The following is a 21,205-nucleotide window of genomic DNA, read 5'->3' as shown; positions in this document are numbered from 1 at the left end:
CGTTGATACAGGTCAAGAAGCTGCTGGTAATGACGCACCTATAGTTGGATAAGCGCTATTCACTCTCAGGGAGACGACCATGCAAGCGATCCGTAGCATTCTGGTGGTGATGGAACCCCAGCACCCCGAAGGCCTCGCGCTGAAGCGGGCAAAACTGATAGCTGGAGTCACCCAGTCGCACCTGCACCTGCTGGTATGCGACAAGAAAGGCGACCACAGCGCGTGGCTAAGCGACCTCAGCAGCAGCCTCACCGGGGAAGGTTTCAGCGTCTCCACCCAGCAGTCCTGGCATGACAGCCAGCACCAGACCATCATCGCCGTGCAGCAGGCCGAGGGCTGTGGCCTGGTGATCAAGCAGCATCTGCCGGACAACCCGCTGAAGAAAGCCATCCTCACCCCCGAGGACTGGAAGTTGCTGCGTTATTGCCCAGGCCCGGTGCTGATGGTCAAGACCGAACGCCCCTGGACCGGCGGCACCATCCTCGCCGCAGTGGACGTTGGTAACGCCGATGGCGAGCACCGCACCCTGCATGCCGGCATCATCAGCCATGGCTACGATATCGCCGGCCTGGCCAAGGGCACGCTGCACGTGACCACCGCCCACCCGACGCCAATGTTGTCGGCAGCCGACCCGACCTTCCAGCTCAAGGAAACCATCGAGGCCCGCTACCGCGAACAGTGCCGCAGCTTTCAGGCCGAGTACGACATCAGCGACGAGCGCCTGCATGTGCTCGAAGGCCCTGCCGACGTGGTGATTCCACAGGTCGCTCACCAGCTCGATGCTGCGGTCACGGTGATCGGCACCGTAGCGCGCACCGGGCTATCCGGCGCCCTGATCGGCAATACCGCAGAAGTCATTCTCGATGCGCTGGAAAGTGACGTACTGGTGCTCAAGCCGGACGAAATCATCGCCCACCTCGAGGAACTGGTGGCGCAGCGCTGACCCGCACCTGAAACGAAAATGCCGCTCTAAAGGAGCGGCATTTTCTTTTTTCTCAAAGGACCGACTACACCCGCAGCTCGAGACCTTCACGTAGAAATTTCGGCGCGATGTAGCGCTCGTAGTGCGCCTCGGAGAGCAGGAAAAATTCCCTGTCGATGGCATCGCGCAGCTCGGGCAGCGGCCAGTTGCGAAACTCCGGCAGCAGCACCATGCCGTAGGCCTCCAACTGATTGATCACCCGCGCGCCCCTGGCGATCAGTTGATAGGCCCAGCAATACGGCGACTGTTGTGGCACGAAGCGAATCTGCCGCTGCTCCAGCTGCTGCCGCAGGCGCTGCTCGTCGAACACCTCGACCTTGGCCGTCATAACCTGCACCAGCAGCACCTCCAGACGCGTCCAGACGGCACGCTTTTCATCGTCGTTATAGCTGTTCCAGTTGATCACCTCGTGATGGAAGCGCTTGCAACCGCGGCACACGACATCGCCGTAAACGGTCGAACACAAACCCACGCAGGGCGTCTTGATGCGCTGATTGGACATGGCGAAACAACATAAACAGCAAAACGGCCTGGCATCTTAGCCCTTTGTCTAATCCAGATCACCCCTGCCGACAGACCACTGAAAACAACCTGCGCTGGCACTAGCGCGTTAAAAACGGCCTCAAAATGCTTATTTAAAGCAGCGAAACCGCGCTTTTTTGGCTGTTTTTGCCGGGCCGCCACCGATCTTGGCTTGCCTGCCAATCCTTTTCAGCAAGCTGCCGCGACAAGGAGATCGGCTTAACTTTATTCGCACTTTCCATTAGAATCGGCCCGCCTTTTAAGGCGCCAATGTCCGTTGGAAGCTGTTTTCAAAGCGTCACGAGCACAGTCGATCCTGCAGGTACGATGACGGCGCAGCCACTCGGAGTCCCCCCGAGTCTCTGCGCCCGCCCTCATCAGAAACCGTCCTGCCGGCGTAAAACTTTGAAAGCAGCTTCTACAAGAGACTCATGAAACCTCGGCTGCTCGGCTCATAAAGTCGAAAAGCGCCTGGTTCGTGGGTATCTGGATCGCGTCCCGGACAACCCTTTGGGACCACTGATGAGGGTAATAACTGTGCTTGAAGCCTATCGCAAACACGTAGCAGAGCGTGCCGCTCAGGGTATCGTGCCCCAGCCGCTGAACGCCGAACAAACCGCAGGCCTGGTCGAGCTGCTGAAGAACCCGCCGGCTGGCGAAGAAGAATTCCTGCTGGATCTGATCACCAACCGCGTACCGCCAGGTGTTGACGAAGCTGCCTACGTCAAGGCCGGTTTCCTCTCTGCCGTTGCCAAGGGCGAAGCCACTTCCCCGCTGATCAGCAAGCAACGCGCTGTCGAGCTGCTGGGCACCATGCAGGGCGGCTACAACATCGCTACCCTGGTCGAGCTGCTGGACGACGCCACCCTGGGCACCGTCGCTGCCGAACAACTCAAGCACACCCTGCTGATGTTCGACGCCTTCCACGACGTCGCCGAGAAAGCCAAGGCCGGCAATGCCAACGCCAAGGCCGTCATGCAATCCTGGGCCGACGGCGAGTGGTTCACCAACAAGCCGGCCATCGCCGAGAAGTACAGCCTGGCCGTATTCAAGGTGCCTGGCGAAACCAACACCGACGACCTGTCCCCTGCCCCGGACGCCTGGTCGCGTCCTGACATCCCGCTGCACGCCCTGGCCATGCTGAAAATGGCTCGCGACGGCATCGTCCCTGAGCAGCAAGGCGCCATCGGCCCGCTGAAGCAGATCGAAGAGATCAAGGCCAAAGGCTTCCCGGTCGCCTACGTCGGTGACGTGGTCGGTACCGGTTCCTCGCGTAAGTCCGCCACCAACTCAGTCCTGTGGTTCTTCGGCGACGACATTCCGTACGTTCCGAACAAGCGCGCTGGCGGTTTCTGCTTCGGCACCAAGATCGCCCCGATCTTCTACAACACCATGGAAGACGCCGGCGCCCTGCCGATCGAGTTCGACGTATCGAACATCAACATGGGCGACGTGATCGACGTCTACCCGCACGCGGGCAAAGTCTGCAAGCACGGCACCGACGAAGTCATCACCACCTTCGAACTGAAGACCCCGGTGCTGCTCGACGAAGTCCGCGCTGGCGGCCGTATCCCGCTGATCGTCGGCCGCGGCCTGACCGAGAAGGCGCGCGCCGAACTGGGCCTGGGTTCCTCCGATCTGTTCAAGAAGCCGGAGCAGCCGGCTGACAGCGGCAAGGGCTTCACCCTGGCACAGAAGATGGTCGGCAAGGCCTGCGGCGTCGAAGGCGTCCGTCCAGGCACCTACTGCGAACCGAAGATGACCACCGTCGGCTCCCAGGACACCACCGGCCCGATGACCCGCGACGAGCTGAAAGACCTTGCGTGTCTGGGCTTCTCCGCCGACCTGGTGATGCAGTCCTTCTGCCACACCGCTGCTTATCCGAAGCCGATCGACGTCACCACCCACCACACCCTGCCGGATTTCATCCGCACCCGTGGCGGCGTGTCCCTGCGTCCGGGCGACGGCATCATCCACAGCTGGCTGAACCGCATGCTGCTGCCGGATACCGTCGGCACCGGTGGCGACTCGCACACCCGCTTCCCGATCGGTATTTCCTTCCCGGCCGGCTCCGGCCTGGTGGCCTTCGCCGCCGCCACCGGCGTGATGCCGCTGGACATGCCGGAATCGGTTCTGGTGCGCTTCAAGGGCAAGATGCAACCGGGTATCACCCTGCGTGACCTGGTCCACGCCATCCCCTACTACGCCATCCAGAAAGGTCTGCTGACCGTCGAGAAGAAAGGCAAGAAGAACATCTTCTCCGGCCGCATCCTCGAGATCGAAGGCCTGGACAACCTGACCGTCGAGCAGGCGTTCGAGCTGTCCGACGCCTCCGCAGAACGTTCGGCTGCCGGTTGCACCATCAAACTGCCGGAAGCAGCAATCGCCGAGTACCTGAAGTCCAACATCACCCTGCTGCGCTGGATGATCAGCGAAGGCTATGGCGATGCCCGCACCCTGGAGCGTCGTGCTCAGGCGATGGAAGCCTGGCTGGCCAACCCGGTACTGATGGAAGCCGACAAGGACGCCGAGTACGCCGAAATCATCGAAATCGACCTGAGCCAGCTCAACGAGCCGGTACTGTGCGCCCCGAACGACCCGGACGATGCCCGTCTGCTGTCCACCGTGGCCGGCGACAAGATCGACGAAGTGTTCATCGGTTCGTGCATGACCAACATCGGTCACTTCCGCGCTGCCGGTAAGCTGCTGGACAAGGTCAAAGGTGGTATCCCGACTCGTCTGTGGCTGTCGCCGCCGACCAAGATGGACGCCCACCAGCTGACCGAAGAAGGCTACTACGGTATCTACGGCAAGGCCGGTGCACGCATGGAAATGCCGGGCTGCTCGCTGTGCATGGGTAACCAGGCACGTGTGGCTGCCAACTCCACCGTGGTCTCGACCTCGACCCGTAACTTCCCGAACCGCCTGGGCGATGGCGCCAACGTGTACCTGGCCTCTGCCGAACTGGCTGCGGTCGCTTCGATTATCGGCAAGCTGCCGACCGTCGAGGAGTACATGGCCTATGCGAAGGATATCGACAGCATGTCTGGCGACATCTACCGCTACCTGAGCTTCGACCAGATCGCTGACTTCCGTGAAGCCGCGGCCAACGCCAAGATCCCGGTCGTTCAAGCCTGATCGCAGCGTCGTGAAAGGAGCCCCGCCTAGTGCGGGGCTTTTTTATGCGTCATCGCACCGTTTCGAATCGTCCAAGTGCTCACCGCTCCTGATGCCTGCCGTGTGGCATATGCCTTGCTTCGTTACAGGCAAACGGCCTGTCCAACAACGGAACCGGCCTCTGCGACAACGGCGTCGCACTCGATTCGGGACCGCTCGGCCCCGCAATCCAGTGCGACGTTTTTTATGGGCCAGCGACGGCCGGCCAACGTTTTGCGTGACGTTAAGGAAAGCAGCATGAGCGAACACGACACCCCTCGCGACGATGCCCTGTCCTGGGCCTGGGGCAGCAACGCCCCGGAGAAGAGCGTGCTGAACATCGGCTTCATGGCCCTGAGCGATTCGGCCTCGGTGATCGTTGCCGCCACCCAGGGCTTCGCCGAGAAATACGGACTCAGCATCAGGCTGCATCGCCAGTCGTCCTGGGCCGGCCTGCGTGATCGCCTGCTCAGTGGCGAGCTGGATGCCGCGCACAGCCTCTACGGGCTGATCTACGGCGTACAGCTGGGCCTCGGTGTTGGCTCAGCCACCGACATGGCTGTACTCATGGGATTGAACCAGAACGGCCAGAGCATCAACCTCTCGCACTCGCTGCAGGCCGCGGGCGTGACCAGCGGCGAGGCACTGCGCAAGCATGTGCACCAACATGAAGCACGCCTGACCTTCGCCCAGACCTTCCCCACCGGCACTCATGCCATGTGGCTGTATTACTGGCTGGCCAGCCAGGGCATTCATCCCTTGCGCGATGTCGACAGCGTGGTGGTCCCACCACCGCAGATGATCGAACACCTTAAAGCCGGGCGCATCGACGGTTTCTGCGTCGGCGAACCCTGGACCGCCAAGGCCGTCGATGAACAGCTCGGCTGCACCCTGACCACTATCCAGGCAATCTGGCCGGATCACCCGGAAAAGGTACTGGGTTGCACCCGCGCCTTCGCCGAGCAGAACCCCAACACCGCCCGCGCACTGATCATGGCGGTGCTCGAAGCAGCGCGTTTCATCGACGAAAGCGAAGAGAACAAGCGCAGCACTACGCAACTGCTCAGTGGCAGCGACTATGTCGATGCACCGCTGTCGGCAATCAGCCCACGCTTTCTCGGCCAGTACCAGGACGGCCTGGGGCACGCCTGGCTGGACGAGCACCCACTGCGCTTTCACGCCGGTGGCCTGGTCAATCAGCCGTACCTGTCCGATGGCATGTGGTTCATGACCCAGTTCCGCCGCTGGGGCCTGCTGCGCAGCGATCCCGACTACCTGGCAGTGGCCCGCCAGGTTCAGCAACTGGCGCTGTATCGGGAGGCGGCAACGGCTCTGGACATCGTCGTGCCGGGCGAAATGCGCAGCTCTATCCTGCAGGACGGCAGTTGCTGGGACGGCAGCAACCCGGCAGCCTATGCCCGCAGCTTCCGCCTGCACGCCCTGGCCGAAAGCCCGGCTGTCACCCTGTAATAGCCGGGAGAGCCATCGATGCTGCGTATCCTCCTGATCAACGACACCCCAAAGAAGGTCGGTCGCCTGAAAAGCGCGCTGATCGAGGCCGGCTTCGAGGTGATCGACGAATCTGGCCTGACCATCGACCTGCCCGAACGCGTCGAGGCGGTACGCCCCGATGTGATCCTGATCGACACCGAGTCGCCCGGCCGCGACGTCATGGAGCAGGTAGTACTGGTCAGCCGCGACCAACCACGGCCCATCGTGATGTTCACCGACGAACACGACCCCGGCGTGATGCGCCAGGCGATCCAGAGCGGGGTCAGCGCCTACATCGTCGAGGGCATCCATGCCCAGCGCCTGCAGCCCATTCTCGACGTGGCCATGGCCCGCTTCGAGAGCGACCAGGCGCTGCGCGCGCAGCTGCAGGCGCGCGACGCACAGTTGGCCGAACGCAAGCGTGTGGAACTGGCAAAGGGCCTGTTGATGAAGATGAAGAGCTGCAACGAAGAAGAGGCCTATACCCTGATGCGCCGCCAGGCCATGAGTCGCCAGCAGAAATTGATCCAGGTGGCCGAACAGATCATTGCGATGCATGACATGCTCGGCGGCTGAGCAACTGTACCGCTGAAACAGTTCACTGTATCGGTACGGACTGTATCACTCGGGCAACTGTTGCAGCCGCCTTCGCTGGCGCCTGTGTATGCCGCGCTCTGCTGGGCTCGGCTAGGGTAGACAGCCCCTAGCCGAGGACTTCCTCATGACCGAACACGACCTGCTGGCCGAAGCCGACCGCCGCGCCCTGGCCTACCTGGACGGCATTACCACCCGCCGGATCTTCCCCGACGCCTCAGCCATCGCCGCCCTGGCCACCTTCGACCAGCCCCTGCCGGAGCAAGGCCATGCTGCCGATCAGGTACTTTGCCAGCTCGACGAAATTGGCTCACCAGCCACCGTGGCGAGTAATGCCGCACGTTACTTCGGCTTCGTCATCGGCGCGACGCTGCCAGTGGCAGCAGCTGCGGAACGCCTGGTACTGGCCTGGGATCAATGCGCCTCGTCCTTCGACAACTCGCCAGTCGCTGATCGACTGGAGAAAATTGCCGGACGCTGGGTCTGCCAAGCGCTGGGGCTACCGGATCAGAGCGCCGTGGGGTTTGGCACCAGTGCAACTGCCTGCACCCTGGCCTGTATTTCTGCCGCACGGCGCGTGCTACTGGCTCGCCAGGGCTGGGATTTCGATGGTGACGGATTACTCGGCGCACCGCAGATCCGCGTCGTACTCGCAGAAACGGCACACATCACGGTGAAGAAAGCGCTGCGCGTGCTCGGCTTCGGCATGAACCACCTGCACTATGCGCCAGTGGACCAGTACGGGCGTATAGACCCGGCCCGGCTCCCTGAACTGGATGAACGTTCGCTACTGATATTGCAGGCCGGAGAGGTCAATACCGGCGAGTTCGACCGTTTTGCCGAACTGATTGCCATCGCCCGCGCGGCTAACGCCTGGGTGCATGTCGATGGCGCATTCGGCCTATGGGCACGCGCCTCATCCTCAGCGCATTTGCTCGAGGGCGTCGAACTGGCAGATAGCTGGACGACCGATGGACACAAGTGGCTGAACACCCCCTACGACAGTGCCATGGCGATCTGCCGTGACGCCGATGCACTGGCCGCCGCGATGAACAGCGATGCGGCCTACGCCTCGGCAAGCAAGGATGCGCAGAAGAACCTGACACTGGAGTTCTCTCGTCGCGCCCGTGGCATCGCCATCTGGGCGGCCCTGGCCAACCTGGGCCGCACCGGCCTGCAAGCGATGATCGACCGCCATATCCGCCAGGCTGAAGAGCTGGCCAGCACACTGCGCAACGCCGGCTATCAGGTACTGAACCGGGTTGTGCTGAACCAGGTATTGGTGCGTGGCGATACGGACGAACAGACCATCGCCATTCGCCAAGCAGCCCAGGCATCTGGCGAAGTCTGGTTCGGCCCGACCGTCTGGCAGGGCCGCCCCGCCTTTCGCCTGAGCCTCTGCTCCTGGCGCACCGAAGACGCCGATGTGGAGGCACTGGGCGCCTTGCTACTGCGTTTGAAAGATGAGTTGAGCTGAAGCGACTGATTCGCTGTTTTCGCCTGCAACTGCGCTGGACAGCGCAGTTCGGCAGCCCTTATCTTTAGCGCCGGCCACACCTGTGGCCAACGTCGCTCGGACGGTTCCGGGCGCTTACGTATCCGAGGAAATCATGGCTGAGAACGCCAAGCGCCGCTTTGCGCGCATCGATCGTCTCCCCCCCTACGTCTTCAACATCACCGCCGAACTGAAGATGGCCGCACGCCGTCGCGGCGAGGACATCATCGACTTCTCCATGGGCAACCCCGACGGTGCGACCCCGCCGCACATCGTCGAAAAGCTCGTGCAAGTCGCCCAGCGTGAAGACACCCACGGATACTCCACCTCCCGCGGTATTCCCCGCCTGCGCCGCGCCATCTCGCGCTGGTACAAGGACCGCTACGACGTGGAGATCGATCCGGAAAGCGAAGCCATCGTCACCATCGGTTCCAAGGAAGGCCTGGCGCACCTGATGCTGGCTACCCTGGACCACGGCGATACCGTGCTGGTGCCCAACCCCAGCTACCCGATCCACATCTACGGCGCGGTGATCGCCGGCGCTCAGGTGCGCTCCGTACCGCTGGTGCCGGGCGTGGACTTCTTCGCCGAGCTGGAACGGGCTATTCGCGAGTCGATCCCCAAGCCGAAAATGATGATCCTCGGCTTCCCCTCCAACCCCACCGCCCAATGCGTGGAGCTGGACTTCTTCGAGCGCGTGGTAACCCTGGCCAAACAGTACGACGTACTGGTGGTGCACGATCTGGCCTACGCCGACATCGTCTACGACGGCTGGAAGGCGCCGTCGATCATGCAGGTGCCGGGCGCCAAGGACATCGCGGTGGAGTTCTTCACCCTGTCCAAGAGCTACAACATGGCCGGCTGGCGGATCGGCTTCATGGTCGGCAACCCCGAGCTGGTCAGCGCCCTGGCACGGATCAAGAGCTACCACGACTACGGCACCTTCACCCCCCTTCAGGTGGCGGCCATCGCCGCGCTGGAAGGCGACCAGCAGTGCGTACTGGATATCGCCGAGCAGTACCGCCAACGCCGCAACCTGCTGGTCAAGGGCCTGCACGAGATCGGCTGGATGGTGGAAAAGCCCAAGGCCTCGATGTACATCTGGGCCAAGATTCCCGACGCCTATGCTCATCTTGGTTCACTGGAGTTCGCCAAGAAGCTGCTGGCGGAGGCCAAGGTCTGCGTCTCGCCGGGCCTGGGTTTTGGTGACTATGGCGACGACCACGTGCGCTTCGCCCTGATCGAGAACCAGGACCGCAGCCGCCAGGCACTGCGCGGCATCAAGGCGATGTTCCGCGCCGATGGCTTGCTGCCGGGCAAGCCGGCCAAGGCCGAGTGAGCGATCACCGAGGGCGCCGTCAGGCGCCCTTTTCTTTACGCCACGGGGAACTGACAAGTTCTGCGACAATTAGGGACGTTAGCCCAGGCTGAGCGGTAGTTTTGGATAATTGCCGGACAAAGTGAACGTCCGTACACTGCGCGCCCCTCCCTGATGGTTTCCCCAAATGCTCTTCGTTTTGCGCATGCTGTTGATGGGCGTGCATTTCATCGTGGCCGGCTTGCTCGGTCTGCTGCTCGGCCTGTGCCGTCCCTTCAACCCTGATAACAGCCGCCTGTGCGCACGCCTCTATTCGCTGCCCGCCCTGCGCCTGCTGCGCCTGAAACTCAAGACCGATGTACGTCCACTGCTGGAGCATCAGCGCTCCTGCGTGATCATCGCCAACCACCAGTCCAACTTCGATCTCTATGTGCTAGGCCGCGTGGTGCCGGAACGTACCGTAAGCATCGGCAAGAAGAGCCTCAAATGGGTACCGTTCTTCGGCCAGTTGTACTGGCTCGCCGGCAATGTGCTGATCGACCGCAGTAATGCCGCAGCGGCCAAACGCGCGATGCTCACCACCACCGAAACCCTGCGTCACCGTGATACCTCGATCTGGGTGTTCCCCGAAGGTACGCGCAACCTAGGCCGCGGCCTGCTGCCGTTCAAGAAAGGGGCATTCCAGATGGCGATAACCGCCGGCGTGCCGATCATTCCGGTATGCGTGAGCAACTACAGCCAGGCCATGCGCCTGAATCGCTGGAACAGCGGACATATCCTGATTCGCTCGCTGCCGGCGATCCCTACGGCGGGCCTGAGCCTGGACGACATGCCCGCGCTGATCGAACGTTGCCAGCAGGCCATGAGCGAGTGCATCGCCAGCATGGATCAGGAGCTGGCCGCCGCTTAAGTGAGCGCGCCGGGTTGCCGGCGTGAAATGGCAACCCACACCAATCATCAAATCGATCGATAGTTACTCTGCAGAGCATCCATTATTCAATCGAAATGACTTAGGCGATTCTGTGCCCACGCCAACTCCTGACCTGGAGCACAGAACATGTCCCGCCTCTCCCAAGCCGCCCGTAACGGCGCCCTCGCCGCCATCGGCCTGTATCTGATTAGCACCTCCACGGTGCTGGTCCTGAGCTACGCCACCTTGCAGCGCAGCGTCCCGGCCTTCGAACAGCCGGGCCCGCTGCATAGCCTGACCAGCCAATTGCCCACCCTGCTCCGCGCCATCGCGTTGGGCTGAGTCAATGATCATGATCAGAAGCCAACGCAGCCGCCTGCTGCTACTGGCCAGCCTGTCTCTGCTCACGACTCTGCTGGCGCTCAGCGGTATTGGCAAAAGCTCCGCCAGCGCTGTGGCGCGCAATATCGAGTGCAGCCATAAGCTGGCCCATCATCTGGACCTTGCCGAAGGCCTCAAGCGCCAGCGCAGCAGCCCGCCACCGAACCGGAGCGAATCCCTCTCGCCCTACTTCGTACCAGTCGAACACGCATGAAAAAGCCCGGTTAACCGGGCTTTTTCATGACTCGAATCAGGCTCAGGCCTTGGCTTCCTTGCCCTGCGCCACGAAGCGCATCATCCACTCGGCAACGGCATTGCCTTGCTGCGAGTGTTTGAGGCTGTCCACACCCTGCTGGTAGATCTGCTCACCAAGATGCTGCTGGCGCAGGTCGAGCAACGCACGCGAATAATCATGGACGAACTCGGGATGCCCCTGGAAACACAGCACCTGATCTTCGATATGGTAGGCGCCAATCGGGCAGAAATCGCTGGAAGCCAGTAGCGTCGCCTTCTCCGGCAGACGGGTAACCTGGTCCTGATGACTGATCAGCAGTTGCAGTTCGTCCAGCGCCGGGCTCATCCACTCGGGTTTGCTCTGCAGGCGGTAACTGTGTACGCCGACACCCCAGCCCTGCTCTGCGCGCTCGGCCTTGCCGCCCAGCAGCAACGCCAATAGCTGATGACCAAAGCAAATGCCCAGCAGCTTGTCGCCACGCTTGTAGCGCTCCAGCAGGTATTCCTTGAGCGTTTGAATCCAGGGCTCACTGCCAAAGGAGTCGGCCTTGCTGCCAGTCACCAGATAGGCATCGAACTTCTCGCTATCGGGCGGGTAATGCCCCTCCACCACGTTGTAGACACTGAACTCCGCCGCCACCGGCTGTTGAGCGAACAGCTGCTCGAACATGTGGCCATAACCCTGATACTGGTCGACCAGTTCAGGGCGAAGGATGTCAGTTTCCAGGATGCAGATACGCAGTGACATGAGGTTTCCTGTGGTGAGCACGGAGTGCGGGTGATTTGTGCGTTTTACTTAACACATGAACCTGCACAAAGGAATAGCCGGGCCTGATTTTCAAACATATTCGCGCGCTCTTCCCCCTGTGCAACGCCTCAAACGATCGTCAATTAAAATTTACAACGCAAGCGTACGCCAGTGCCGGATCGAATCACCATCAGCCGCCTCGATAGTTACCATGCACACCATTCACTTCTGTGATTGCCAGAGCGCGAGGAATATCGACACATCGGGCAGTCGCCCTCATCGCACAGAAGGAAACCGATCATGAGCATCTACGCCGCACTCGCCAGCTTCGCCGCCGCCTCCGCCTTCCAGACCGCTGCACCGGTTCGTCCCGAGCAGGCCGCAGCCGCTGCTCGCGACACTCGTCCAAGCTGACACGCCCACAGGAGAGCAGCCATGCACAGCCAACTCAGCCTGGACGCCTACGGCGTCACCTACGTCCACCTGCAAGACGGCGGCCTGCAGTTCGAAAGCGAAGCGGCCCTGCAACTCGACGACGGCAGCATGCTGACCTTGCGCATGCCGACCCGTCACAGCGAGATGCTGGCGATTCACGAGGCCGTGTGCATTCGCCAGGGGTGGTGCCAGGCGGCGTGAAATCGCGATGGTCTAGACTCCTCAAGGCGTCGTTCAGACGCCTTCTTCAACGGAAAGAGGAACCAGACCATGCAGACACGCAATCTGATCGCCCTGATCGCAGGCAGCCTGCTGCTAAGCGGCCATGCCTTCGCCGATCGTCCCGGCAGTGACTGGATCAGCATCGAGGATGCTCTGAACAAGGCTCGCGCAGCCGGGTACTCCGAGATCCACAAGATCGAGGCCGATGCCAAGGGGTACTGGGAAGGTGAAGGGGTCAAGAAAGATGGCCGCGTCCATGAGTTTCGCATCGACGGCAAGAGTGGCGAAGTGACCCACGACCATCACGACGATTGACCGCACCAACGAAAACGGCCCTCACGGGCCGTTTTCCATTCACCCAAGGCGTTAGAACCTGTCACCCCTTGCGGCCTTCTCCAGCAACAGTGCCGGCGGCAGGAAACGCTCGCCGTACTGCTCGGCCAGGTACTGAGCACGCGCGACGAAGTCCTTCACCCCGTACTGGTTGATGAACTGCAGCGCACCGCCGGTCCAGGCTGCGAAGCCGATGCCGAAGATCGAGCCGATATTGGCATCGGCCACTGACTTCAGCACACCCTCTTCCACGCAGCGAACCGTCTCGATGGCCTGGATGAACAGGATGCGGTCGCGCACGTCTTCCTGCGCGATTTGCGCATCAGCCTTCTCGAAACGCGCCTTGAGCTCAGGCCACAGGTACTTCTTGCCACTGGCTGGAGCGCCGGCCGCAGGGTAGTCGTAGAAGCCCATGCCCGCCGCTTTGCCCGGGCGTTTGTATTCACCCAGCATCAGGTCGATCACGGCAAAGGCCGGGTGTTCTGGAATGGATTTGCCCTCGGCCGCCAGATCCTTGATGGTCTGCTGGCGGATATGGTTCATCAGGCTCATCGACACTTCGTCACTGATCGCCAGCGGCCCGACCGGCATGCCGGCCTTGCGCGCCTCGTTCTCGATCATGGCCGCGCTGACGCCTTCACCGAGCATGGCCAGGCCTTCATTGGTGAAGGTGCCGAACACCCGCGAGGTGAAGAAGCCACGGCTGTCGTTGACCACGATGGGCGTCTTCTTGATCTGCATGACGTAGTCGAAGCCGCGCGCCAGGGTCTCGTCACTGGTCTTCTCGCCACGAATGATCTCCACCAGAGGCATCTTGTCGACCGGGCTGAAGAAGTGCAGGCCGATGAATTTCTCCGGTTTGGCCACGGCAGTGGCCAGGCCGGTTATCGGCAACGTCGAGGTGTTGGAAGCGATCACTGCATCGCTCAGCGCGGCGGTTTCGGCGGCGGCAGTGACCTTGCCCTTGAGCGCACGATCCTCGAACACCGCTTCGATGATCAGGTCGCAGCCGGCGAAATCCGCCTCACTGTCGGAGGCAGTGATCAACGCCAGGAAAGCCTCGCGCTGCTCGGCCGTCATGTGGCCCTTGCTGACTTTCTTGTCGAGCAGCTTGGCCGAATAGCTCTTACCCTTCTCCGCCGCTTCGACGGACACATCCTTGAGCACCACCTCGATACCGGCCGCCGCCGACACATAGGCGATACCGGCGCCCATCATGCCAGCGCCGAGCACGCCAACCTTCTTCGTCTGGGTTTTCGGATAGCCCTGTGGGCGCGAGCCGCCGGCATTGATTTCATTGAGCTGGAACCAGAAGGTGCCGATCATGTTCTTCGCCACCTGGCCGCAGGTCAGCTCGGTGAAGTAGCGCGCCTCGATGATCTGCGCGGTATCGAAGTCGACCTGCGCCCCCTCAACCGCCGCGCACATGATTTTCTCCGGCGCCGGGAAGCAGCCCTTGGTCTTGTCGCGCAACACGCTCGGGGCGATGGCCAGCATCTGCGCCACGTTCGGCGAGCTGGGTGTGCCACCGGGTATCTTGTAGCCTTGCACGTCCCACGGTTGCTTGGCGGCAGGGTTGGCGGCGATCCAGGCACGGGCCTTGGTCAGCATCTCATCGTGGTCGCTGGCCAGGTCGTGGATCAGGCCTGCCTTGAGCGCCGCATCCGGGCGCACCTTCTTGCCTTCGGCCAGGTACGGCAGGGCTTTCTCCAGGCCGAGCAGACGCACCATACGCACCACCCCGCCACCGCCTGGCAGCAGACCCAGGGTGACTTCCGGCAGACCGAGCTGCACGTGGCTCTCATTAAGGGCGATGCGGTGGTGACAGGCCAGGGCGATTTCCCAGCCGCCGCCCAGCGCCGCACCGTTGATGGCAGCAACCACCGGCTTACCGAGGGTTTCCAGGCGGCGTAGCTGACCCTTGATCTTCAGGATCATCTGGTAGAAGCCTTGAGCCTCGACCTTGGTGACCTTGATCAGCTCGTTGAGGTCGCCGCCAGCGAAGAAGGTCTTCTTTGCCGAGGTGACGATAACCCCCGCAATCGAATCCTTTTCCGCTTCCAGACGATCGACTATTTGGCCCATGGCCTCGCGATATACCGCGTTCATGGTATTGGCGCTCTGGCCGGGCATGTCCATGGTCAGGACGACGATATTGTCCTGGCCCTTTTCGTAACGGATAGCGTCAGTCATTTTTATCTTCTCTTCCCAAAACTGTGGGAGCTGCGTAGGGCGGGTGCAACCTGCCAGCACACGAATGGCGGGTTTCACCCGCCCTACCGATCAGATTCGTTCGATGATGGTGGCGATGCCCATACCGCCGCCGACACACAGAGTGGCGAGGCCATAGCGCAGCTGGCGCTTCTCCAGCTCGTCGAGCAGCGTGCCAAGGATGGCGCAGCCAGTGGCGCCCAATGGGTGGCCCATGGCGATGGAGCCGCCGTTGACATTGACCTTGTCCTCACTCACGCCCATGTCCTTCATGAACTTCATCACCACCGAGGCGAAGGCCTCGTTGACCTCGAACAGGTCAATGTCGTCGACAGACAGCCCTGCCTTGGCCAGCGCCTTGCGCGTGGCCGGCGCAGGTCCGGTTAGCATGATGGTCGGGTCGGTGCTGGTCACTGCCGTGGCGACGATGCGCGCACGCGGCTTCAGGCGCAGTTCCCTGCCCTTGGCCTCGGAGCCGATCAACATCAGCGCCGCGCCGTCGACGATGCCCGAGCTGTTGCCGGGCGTGTGCACGTGCTCGATACGTTCGACATGGCTGTAAACGCGCAACGCGGTGGAGTCAAAGCCCATCTGCCCCATCATCTCGAAGCTGGGCTTGAGCTTGCCCAGGCCTTCGAGGGTGGAGTCGCCACGGATGAATTCGTCATGATCGAGCAGCACGATGCCGTTCTGGTCAGCCACCGGGACCAGCGACTTGGCGAACGAACCATCAGCGCTGGCACGTGCCGCCTTCTGCTGCGAGCGCAAGGCGAAGGAGTCGACATCCGCGCGACTGAAGCCCTCCAGAGTGGCGATCAGATCGGCACCGATACCCTGAGGTACGAAATTGCTGTGGATGTTGGTTTGCGGATCCATGACCCAGGCGCCGCCATCGGAGCCCATGGGCACGCGCGACATGGACTCCACGCCGCCGACCACCACCAGATCCTCGAAGCCTGAGCGCACCTTCATCGCACCCAGGTTCACCGCCTCCAGCCCCGAAGCGCAGAAACGGTTGAGTTGGACACCGGCGACGCTGACGTCCCAGTCAGCAACCATGGCTGCGGTCTTGGCGATATCGGCGCCCTGATCGCCCACGGGCGTTACGCAACCGAGGACGATATCGTCCACCTGGCTGGTATCCAGATCGTTACGCGCCTGCAGGGCATCGAGCAGGCCGGCAACCAGTTGTACCGGCTTGACGCTGTAAAGCGCGCCATCCTTCTTGCCCTTGCCACGGGGCGTGCGCACCGCGTCGAAAATATATGCTTCGGTCATGGCGTCCTCGGAGACTAATACGGCGCTGGCGGAACAGGTTGCCCCAACCACGCATGTTCATATTGAGCCTGCCTACCATAGCGCCGAGGCGTTGGGGCTCAATGACCGAAGCGCTCAGTGCTATTGACCACTGAGCTCAGACGAACGGTCGTTTGACCTTCGGGAGGCGCTGAAAACGAAGCAGGCTGTCTGCCTCAAGCCCCACTACGGGATGGCCAAAAGCCATGCATAGCCTGAAGTTCTAACCACGGCCCATTAGCAACCAAGTCATCTAAAGGAACAGTGATGCCAGCCCTAGAGTTAATCGTGTTCCCGCCATCGAACGGGCACAGGGAGCCGCTGCCGGGACATGCCGGAGCGGCGAATCAGAAAGACGCCCAGGTGTGACGTAACGGCCTGCCAGACAGTGCGGCAGCCCCCGACGACACCCATAACAACAAAAGGCATGCGGCCATGTTGAAACAGCCGAAATACCGCCAGGCTGGAGTTATCCTTTTCGCCACTGCGGTCATCCTGATCCTTCCCAATCTGACCCGTCTGGTCAGTTGAACCTCCACAGCACCCGCCACTGTGCCGACGCCGTAGCGCGTTCAGCGCAGGGCGGGTATCCACCATGCAAGCAGCACGGGAATCAGCCCGAATGCCAGCAGGGTCGAGCACAGCACCAGGCTGGCGACCTGCTCCGGCGAGCGACCTGCGCGCACGGCGAACAGGTAATTGAACACCGCCACCGGCATTGATGACTGCAGTACCAGCACGGCGTGCGCCAGCGGTTGCAGGCCCATCGCCCAACCGACGATCCAGCCCAGCGCCGCACCACAGAGAATGCGCAGCAGGCCCAACAGCATGCCGTTGCCCAGGTGCTTCACGCGGATGCTCGCCAGCGATACGCCCAGGGTGATCAGCATCATCGGGATGGTCATGCCGCCCAGCAGGTCAACGGTGTTGGCCAGCCAGCGGGGCAGTTCGAAATCGAGCAACAGTACAGGAAGGACCAGCGCCAGGCTGATCATGATTGGGTTGACCAGCAGCCCCTTGATCGAGCGCTCGGCCCCGGACAACAGCATGCCGATGCTGAAATGCCCCACTGACAACACCAGGAAGAAAGCCACTGCCAATGCCAAGCCGGCCTCGCCAAAAGCGAACAGCGCCATGGGCAGGCCCATGTTGCCGGAGTTGGGAAAGAGATAGGCCGGCACCAGCACTTTCCAGTCGATGGCGAACAGGCGGCTGAGCAGCAGGCCAACCAGCCCCATGAACAGCATCACCAGTACACAGGCCAGCGCCATCTGCGAGAAGGCGCCGAGATCCAGGTTTGCTCGGCTCAGGGTCGACAGCACCAGGCAGGGCGTGCCGATGTTCAGCACCAGCCGCGCGACAAAATCAGTGGGATAGGCGTGACCACTACGCGCCCAGCCGTAGCCGATACCCGCAGCAATCAATACCGGGGCCAGAACAGCGAACAACTCGGCTAACATCTGCTACTCCCGTCACGTCGAGCGCCGCATCCTAGACTGCATGGCAGCCTCGGGCAACGCTGCCGGGCCAATTGACTCGTTCTGGAGCCCCTCATGCGCATCATTTTCCTGCTCGCCGGCCTGCTCACGCTGCTCAATGCCCACGCCGGTGAAATCGACCAGCCTGCCGCCATCTCCGCCCTGCAGCGCAGCGATAGCCTGCTTATCGACGTGCGCAGCGCCGAGGAATTCGCAGACGGTTCGTTGCCCGGAGCGATCCGTATCGGCCATGAAGAAATCGCCGCGCAGATTGCTAGCGTCGCGCCTGATCGGAATCGCCCAGTGGTGCTCTACTGCCGTAGTGGGCGCCGCTCGGCCCTCGCCCAGCAGACCCTGGAAGAGATGGGCTACAGCCACGTGATCAATGCCGGCGCCTATGAAGATCTGCAGCCACTGCTGGAGAACCGCGAATGAAAACAACCCTGCTGCTGGCACTGCTAACCCTGACCGGCGCGATACAGGCTGCCGAGTTCGAAGTGCAGCTTGAGGAAGGGCGGCACACCTGGAATACCAACGAACTGCTGAAGCACCCAAAAGCTCGCGATATCGAGATAGTCGACGACGTCAGCTACAAACGCACCATGCAGTATCGCGCCGTACCGATCAGCGAACTGCTGAGCGACGTGACGCCGGGCGATCATCTGCAGGCCGTGGCCCTGGACGGCTTTGCCGCCGAATTGCCGGCAGCGATTTTGCTGGCCAGCGAGGGCGCCAAGGCCTGGTTGGCCATCGAAGACCCACAACATCCCTGGCCGCCGCTGGCCAAGGGCAAACCCAGCGCTGGGCCGTTCTACCTGGTCTGGACCGATCCGTCCGCCAGCCAGATAGGCCCGGAACAGTGGCCCTATCAGGTCGCCAGGATTCGCCAGCTGGCGCCGGTCGAGCAGCGCTTCCCTGCCCTGCTGCCGGCACCGGACGCCAATCCCGAGATCCGTGCCGGATTCGCTGCCTATCAGAAGAACTGCATGGCCTGCCACCGACTCAATGGCGCTGGCGACGCCGAGTTCGGCCCCGACCTGAACATTCCGCACAATCCAACCGAGTACTTCAACGGCGAATTTCTGCGCCAGTACATCCGCGACCCGCAGAGCCTGCGGCGCTGGCCGCAGGGGCGTATGCCTGGCTTCAGTGAGCAGACCATCAGCGGGGTGGAACTGGAGCAACTGATCGGCTATCTGCAGCATATGGCGCAGCGCAAGATCGACCGCTAGGAGGACAGCATGCATCGCAGCAGACTGGGCAACCTCGTCATCGACTGCAACTCGGACGATCTACTGGCAGAAGCCCGGTTCTGGAGCGAGGCGCTAGGCTATCCGCTGCCGGAGACGATCGACGGCGACAGTCCATTCATCCAGTTACGAACCCCGCCGGGCGAGGTACAGGTAATCATCCAGCGCGTATCACACGAGGCTCGCGCTCATCTGGACATCGACACCGACTCGATTCCCGATGAAGTCGCGCGCCTGGAACGGCTGGGTGCCACGGTCGTCACCCGCAAAGAGGCCTGGGTAGTGATGCAGGCCCCCAGCGGTCACCGCTTCTGCGTCGGCAGCCCCTATCGCACCGGTTTCGACGAGCACGCCAACCACTGGCCCGAATGAGCGCAGACTGAGCCCAAGGACAAAGCGCCCTCTTACTGCTGCCGCACCTGCAACAAGGGCGCGACCTGCACCTGCGCATGCATCTGCTCACAGCCACCACCACGGCGCATGCCCCGCACCGGGCAGGCATCGAGATAGTCCAGGCCGACTGCCAGCTTGAGGTGACGCTCCGGGCGCGCCAGGCAGTTGGTCACGTCGAAGCTGTACCAGGCGTCGCCCACCCAGGCCTCGGCCCAGGCGTGGCTGGCCAGGTGCTCGGAGTCATCGGTGTAGAGATAGCCCGACACATAACGCGCCGGTACGCCCAGGCTGCGCGCGCAGGCGAGAAAGGCATGGGTGTGATCCTGACAGACGCCACGGCGCCCGGCGAAGGCCTCGGCAGCACTGGTGTCCACCTCGGTGATGCCGGGCTGATAGACGATGTGCGTATTGAGCGCGTGCATCAGGTCGATCAGGCCGTTGCGATCCGTGCGTGCCCTGCTCTGCTGCGCAGCGAACTCACGCATGGCGTCATCGGCCTGGGTCAGGCGGGTGAAACGCAGGAACGGCAGCGCTGACTGGCGCTCATGTTCCGCCTCACAGGCTTCGTCGATCTCTACCTGGCCACGGGCGCCGATGACAATGGACTCGTGCGGCTCGTCCAGGGTCAGCACATGCAGGATGTTGCCGTAGGGATCGAGCTGGGCATGCACCGGGCGTGGCAGGTCGAGTTGCCAGCTGAGCACCTGCTGGCGTTCACTGTCATGCGGGGTCAGACGCAGGTACTGGATGCTCGCTCGCACCTGATCATCGTAACGGTAGGTGGTGTCGTGGCTGATCGAGAGTCTCATGCGACCTCCAGGTAAGACGTATGGATGGTGTTGCCCAGCTGGCGCACCAGCAGGATGAAGTCGGTCAGCCAGGCGTGCAGGCCTTCGTCGAGCACCTCACCGATGCTGGTGTAGCGCAGGCGGGCATCCAGTTCGGCGGCCAGGCGCTGTGCCGGGCGACCGTTCTCTCCGGGTAGACCGGCGAGCATCAGGTTCAGTTCTTCCATGCAGGCACGCAGCGAGCGCGGTACGTCCGGGCGCAACAGCAGTAGTTCGGCGACCTTGCGTGTGCGCGGCGAGCCACGGTAGATCTCGGCAAAGGCCTCGAACGAGGACAGCGCGCGCAGCAATGCACTCCATTGGTAATAGCTGCGTGCGGTGCGCTCTTCCAGCTCGTCGATTTCCTCGCCGAGCATTTCGTAGCGCGCATCGAGCAGGCGCAAGGTGTTGTCAGCGCGCTCGATGAAAGTACCCAGGCGGATGAAGCGATAGGCCTCGCCGCGCATGATGGTGCCGAAGGTGGCACCACGGAACAGGTGCGAACGCTCCTTCACCCATTCGCAGAAACGGCTGATGCCGTAGCGCCCCAGGCCCTGCTCGGCGATACCGCGCATCTCCAGCCAGGTGGCGTTGATGTTCTCCCACATGTCGGCAGTGATCCGCCCGCGCACGGCATGGGCGTTGCTGCGCGCGGCCTGCAGGCAACAGTAGATGCTGCCCGGGTTGCTCGCATCGAGGGCGAAGAAGTGCAGCATGCGCTCGGCGTGCAGCGGGCCGTGGCGCTCCAGGTAGTCATCCAGGGTGCCGGTGATCAGCAGCGGCATGGCCAGTTCATCGAGGCCGTCACCACGGCCGTCCTGCGGCATCAGCGAAAGCGAATAGCTGACGTCGAGCATGCGCGCCAAGTTCTCCGCACGCTCGAGGTAGCGCGACATCCAGTACAGGTCGGAGGCAGTTCTACTCAACAT

22 protein-coding genes are annotated in these 21,205 nt (G+C 62.2%); 15 read left to right on the top strand and 7 right to left on the bottom strand.

All coding sequences use genetic code 11. From position 1 onward, the window contains the following. The first annotated feature begins 79 nt into the window (after positions 1-79). On the top strand, positions 80-943 hold the full coding sequence (locus tag EL191_RS10765; protein ID WP_041978741.1) for a universal stress protein: 864 nt from the start codon (positions 80-82) through the stop codon (positions 941-943). Between the two features lie 64 nt (positions 944-1,007). Here the strand turns inward: EL191_RS10765 and EL191_RS10760 are convergent, their stop codons facing one another. After that, entirely contained in the window at positions 1,008-1,484 is a 477-nt protein-coding gene (locus EL191_RS10760) for a DUF1289 domain-containing protein (RefSeq protein ID WP_041978738.1), read from the bottom strand. Positions 1,485-2,041: 557 nt separating this feature from the next. Between EL191_RS10760 and acnB the strand changes: the two genes are divergently transcribed. From acnB to EL191_RS10720, 8 genes are all read left to right on the top strand, one after another. Then, positions 2,042-4,642 carry a bifunctional aconitate hydratase 2/2-methylisocitrate dehydratase gene (gene acnB / locus EL191_RS10755; RefSeq protein WP_041978736.1) on the top strand — a complete coding sequence of 867 codons (2,601 nt, stop codon included), beginning with the start codon at positions 2,042-2,044 and terminating at the stop codon, positions 4,640-4,642. Between the two features lie 276 nt (positions 4,643-4,918). Then, entirely contained in the window at positions 4,919-6,130 is a 1,212-nt protein-coding gene (locus EL191_RS10750; protein WP_041978734.1) for a CmpA/NrtA family ABC transporter substrate-binding protein, read from the top strand. An 18-nt stretch (positions 6,131-6,148) separates the two neighbouring features. Beyond that, positions 6,149-6,727, top strand: a complete 579-nt coding sequence (locus tag EL191_RS10745) for an ANTAR domain-containing response regulator (RefSeq protein WP_003240990.1) — start codon at positions 6,149-6,151, stop codon at positions 6,725-6,727. A gap of 145 nt (positions 6,728-6,872) precedes the next feature. Beyond that, positions 6,873-8,222, top strand: coding sequence for a pyridoxal phosphate-dependent decarboxylase family protein (locus EL191_RS10740; RefSeq protein ID WP_041978730.1), 1,350 nt, complete (start codon positions 6,873-6,875; stop codon positions 8,220-8,222). 133 nt (positions 8,223-8,355) lie between these two features. Then, positions 8,356-9,579, top strand: coding sequence for an alanine transaminase (alaC, locus tag EL191_RS10735; protein WP_041978728.1), 1,224 nt, complete (start codon positions 8,356-8,358; stop codon positions 9,577-9,579). Between the two features lie 166 nt (positions 9,580-9,745). Next, positions 9,746-10,468 carry a 1-acylglycerol-3-phosphate O-acyltransferase gene (locus tag EL191_RS10730; protein WP_013715247.1) on the top strand — a complete coding sequence of 241 codons (723 nt, stop codon included), beginning with the start codon at positions 9,746-9,748 and terminating at the stop codon, positions 10,466-10,468. Between the two features lie 147 nt (positions 10,469-10,615). Next, positions 10,616-10,810: a hypothetical protein gene (locus EL191_RS10725; RefSeq protein ID WP_013715246.1), complete on the top strand. Its 195-nt coding sequence runs from the start codon at positions 10,616-10,618 to the stop codon at positions 10,808-10,810. A gap of 10 nt (positions 10,811-10,820) precedes the next feature. Next, entirely contained in the window at positions 10,821-11,063 is a 243-nt protein-coding gene (locus EL191_RS10720) for a hypothetical protein (RefSeq protein ID WP_174447356.1), read from the top strand. Between the two features lie 42 nt (positions 11,064-11,105). On the opposite strand, the gene EL191_RS10715 is transcribed toward EL191_RS10720, so the two are convergent. Beyond that, positions 11,106-11,831 carry an amidotransferase gene (locus EL191_RS10715; RefSeq protein ID WP_041978724.1) on the bottom strand — a complete coding sequence of 242 codons (726 nt, stop codon included), beginning with the start codon at positions 11,829-11,831 and terminating at the stop codon, positions 11,106-11,108. 300 nt (positions 11,832-12,131) lie between these two features. Here EL191_RS10715 and EL191_RS24700 point away from each other — a divergent pair, with 300 nt between their 5' ends. From EL191_RS24700 to EL191_RS10705, 3 genes are all read left to right on the top strand, one after another. Next, entirely contained in the window at positions 12,132-12,245 is a 114-nt protein-coding gene (locus tag EL191_RS24700; protein WP_017360721.1) for a PA2485 family small membrane protein, read from the top strand. A gap of 21 nt (positions 12,246-12,266) precedes the next feature. Further along, on the top strand, positions 12,267-12,467 hold the full coding sequence (ptrC, locus tag EL191_RS10710; protein WP_013715243.1) for a type III secretion system co-regulatory protein PtrC: 201 nt from the start codon (positions 12,267-12,269) through the stop codon (positions 12,465-12,467). A 69-nt stretch (positions 12,468-12,536) separates the two neighbouring features. After that, complete coding sequence (locus EL191_RS10705) at positions 12,537-12,803, top strand: PepSY domain-containing protein (RefSeq protein WP_013715242.1); 267 nt, start codon at positions 12,537-12,539, stop codon at positions 12,801-12,803. Between the two features lie 51 nt (positions 12,804-12,854). Here the strand turns inward: EL191_RS10705 and EL191_RS10700 are convergent, their stop codons facing one another. The 3 genes from EL191_RS10700 to EL191_RS10690 all read right to left on the bottom strand — a co-directional run bounded on the left by EL191_RS10700 (position 12,855) and on the right by EL191_RS10690 (position 17,788). Then, positions 12,855-15,014, bottom strand: a complete 2,160-nt coding sequence (locus EL191_RS10700) for a 3-hydroxyacyl-CoA dehydrogenase NAD-binding domain-containing protein (RefSeq protein ID WP_041978722.1) — start codon at positions 15,012-15,014, stop codon at positions 12,855-12,857. A gap of 90 nt (positions 15,015-15,104) precedes the next feature. Next, positions 15,105-16,310, bottom strand: coding sequence for an acetyl-CoA C-acetyltransferase (locus tag EL191_RS10695; RefSeq protein WP_041978720.1), 1,206 nt, complete (start codon positions 16,308-16,310; stop codon positions 15,105-15,107). Between the two features lie 590 nt (positions 16,311-16,900). Further along, positions 16,901-17,788 (bottom strand): AEC family transporter, encoded by an 888-nt coding sequence (locus tag EL191_RS10690; protein WP_041978718.1) that lies wholly within the window; start codon positions 17,786-17,788, stop codon positions 16,901-16,903. Positions 17,789-17,881: 93 nt separating this feature from the next. Here EL191_RS10690 and EL191_RS10685 point away from each other — a divergent pair, with 93 nt between their 5' ends. The 3 genes from EL191_RS10685 to EL191_RS10675 are packed head-to-tail and all read left to right on the top strand — an operon-like array spanning position 17,882 to position 19,428. Further along, positions 17,882-18,241: a rhodanese-like domain-containing protein gene (locus EL191_RS10685; protein ID WP_041978715.1), complete on the top strand. Its 360-nt coding sequence runs from the start codon at positions 17,882-17,884 to the stop codon at positions 18,239-18,241. Beyond that, positions 18,238-19,038 (top strand): c-type cytochrome, encoded by an 801-nt coding sequence (locus EL191_RS10680; protein ID WP_041978713.1) that lies wholly within the window; start codon positions 18,238-18,240, stop codon positions 19,036-19,038. The genes EL191_RS10685 and EL191_RS10680 overlap by 4 nt, the downstream gene beginning before the upstream one ends. Before the next feature lie 9 nt (positions 19,039-19,047). Beyond that, positions 19,048-19,428 (top strand): VOC family protein, encoded by a 381-nt coding sequence (locus EL191_RS10675; protein ID WP_013715236.1) that lies wholly within the window; start codon positions 19,048-19,050, stop codon positions 19,426-19,428. Positions 19,429-19,460: 32 nt separating this feature from the next. Here the strand turns inward: EL191_RS10675 and EL191_RS10670 are convergent, their stop codons facing one another. Further along, on the bottom strand, positions 19,461-20,258 hold the full coding sequence (locus EL191_RS10670; RefSeq protein WP_041978710.1) for a transglutaminase family protein: 798 nt from the start codon (positions 20,256-20,258) through the stop codon (positions 19,461-19,463). Next, positions 20,255-21,205 carry an alpha-E domain-containing protein gene (locus tag EL191_RS10665; RefSeq protein WP_013715234.1) on the bottom strand — a complete coding sequence of 317 codons (951 nt, stop codon included), beginning with the start codon at positions 21,203-21,205 and terminating at the stop codon, positions 20,255-20,257. Before EL191_RS10665 ends, EL191_RS10670 begins: the two co-directional genes overlap by 4 nt.

It is taken from the genome of Pseudomonas mendocina (genome assembly GCF_900636545.1).
GTDB lineage: Bacteria > Pseudomonadota > Gammaproteobacteria > Pseudomonadales > Pseudomonadaceae > Aquipseudomonas > Aquipseudomonas mendocina.
Note: the sequence above shows the minus strand (reverse complement) of the source record. Positions and strands in the feature narration are given on the sequence as shown.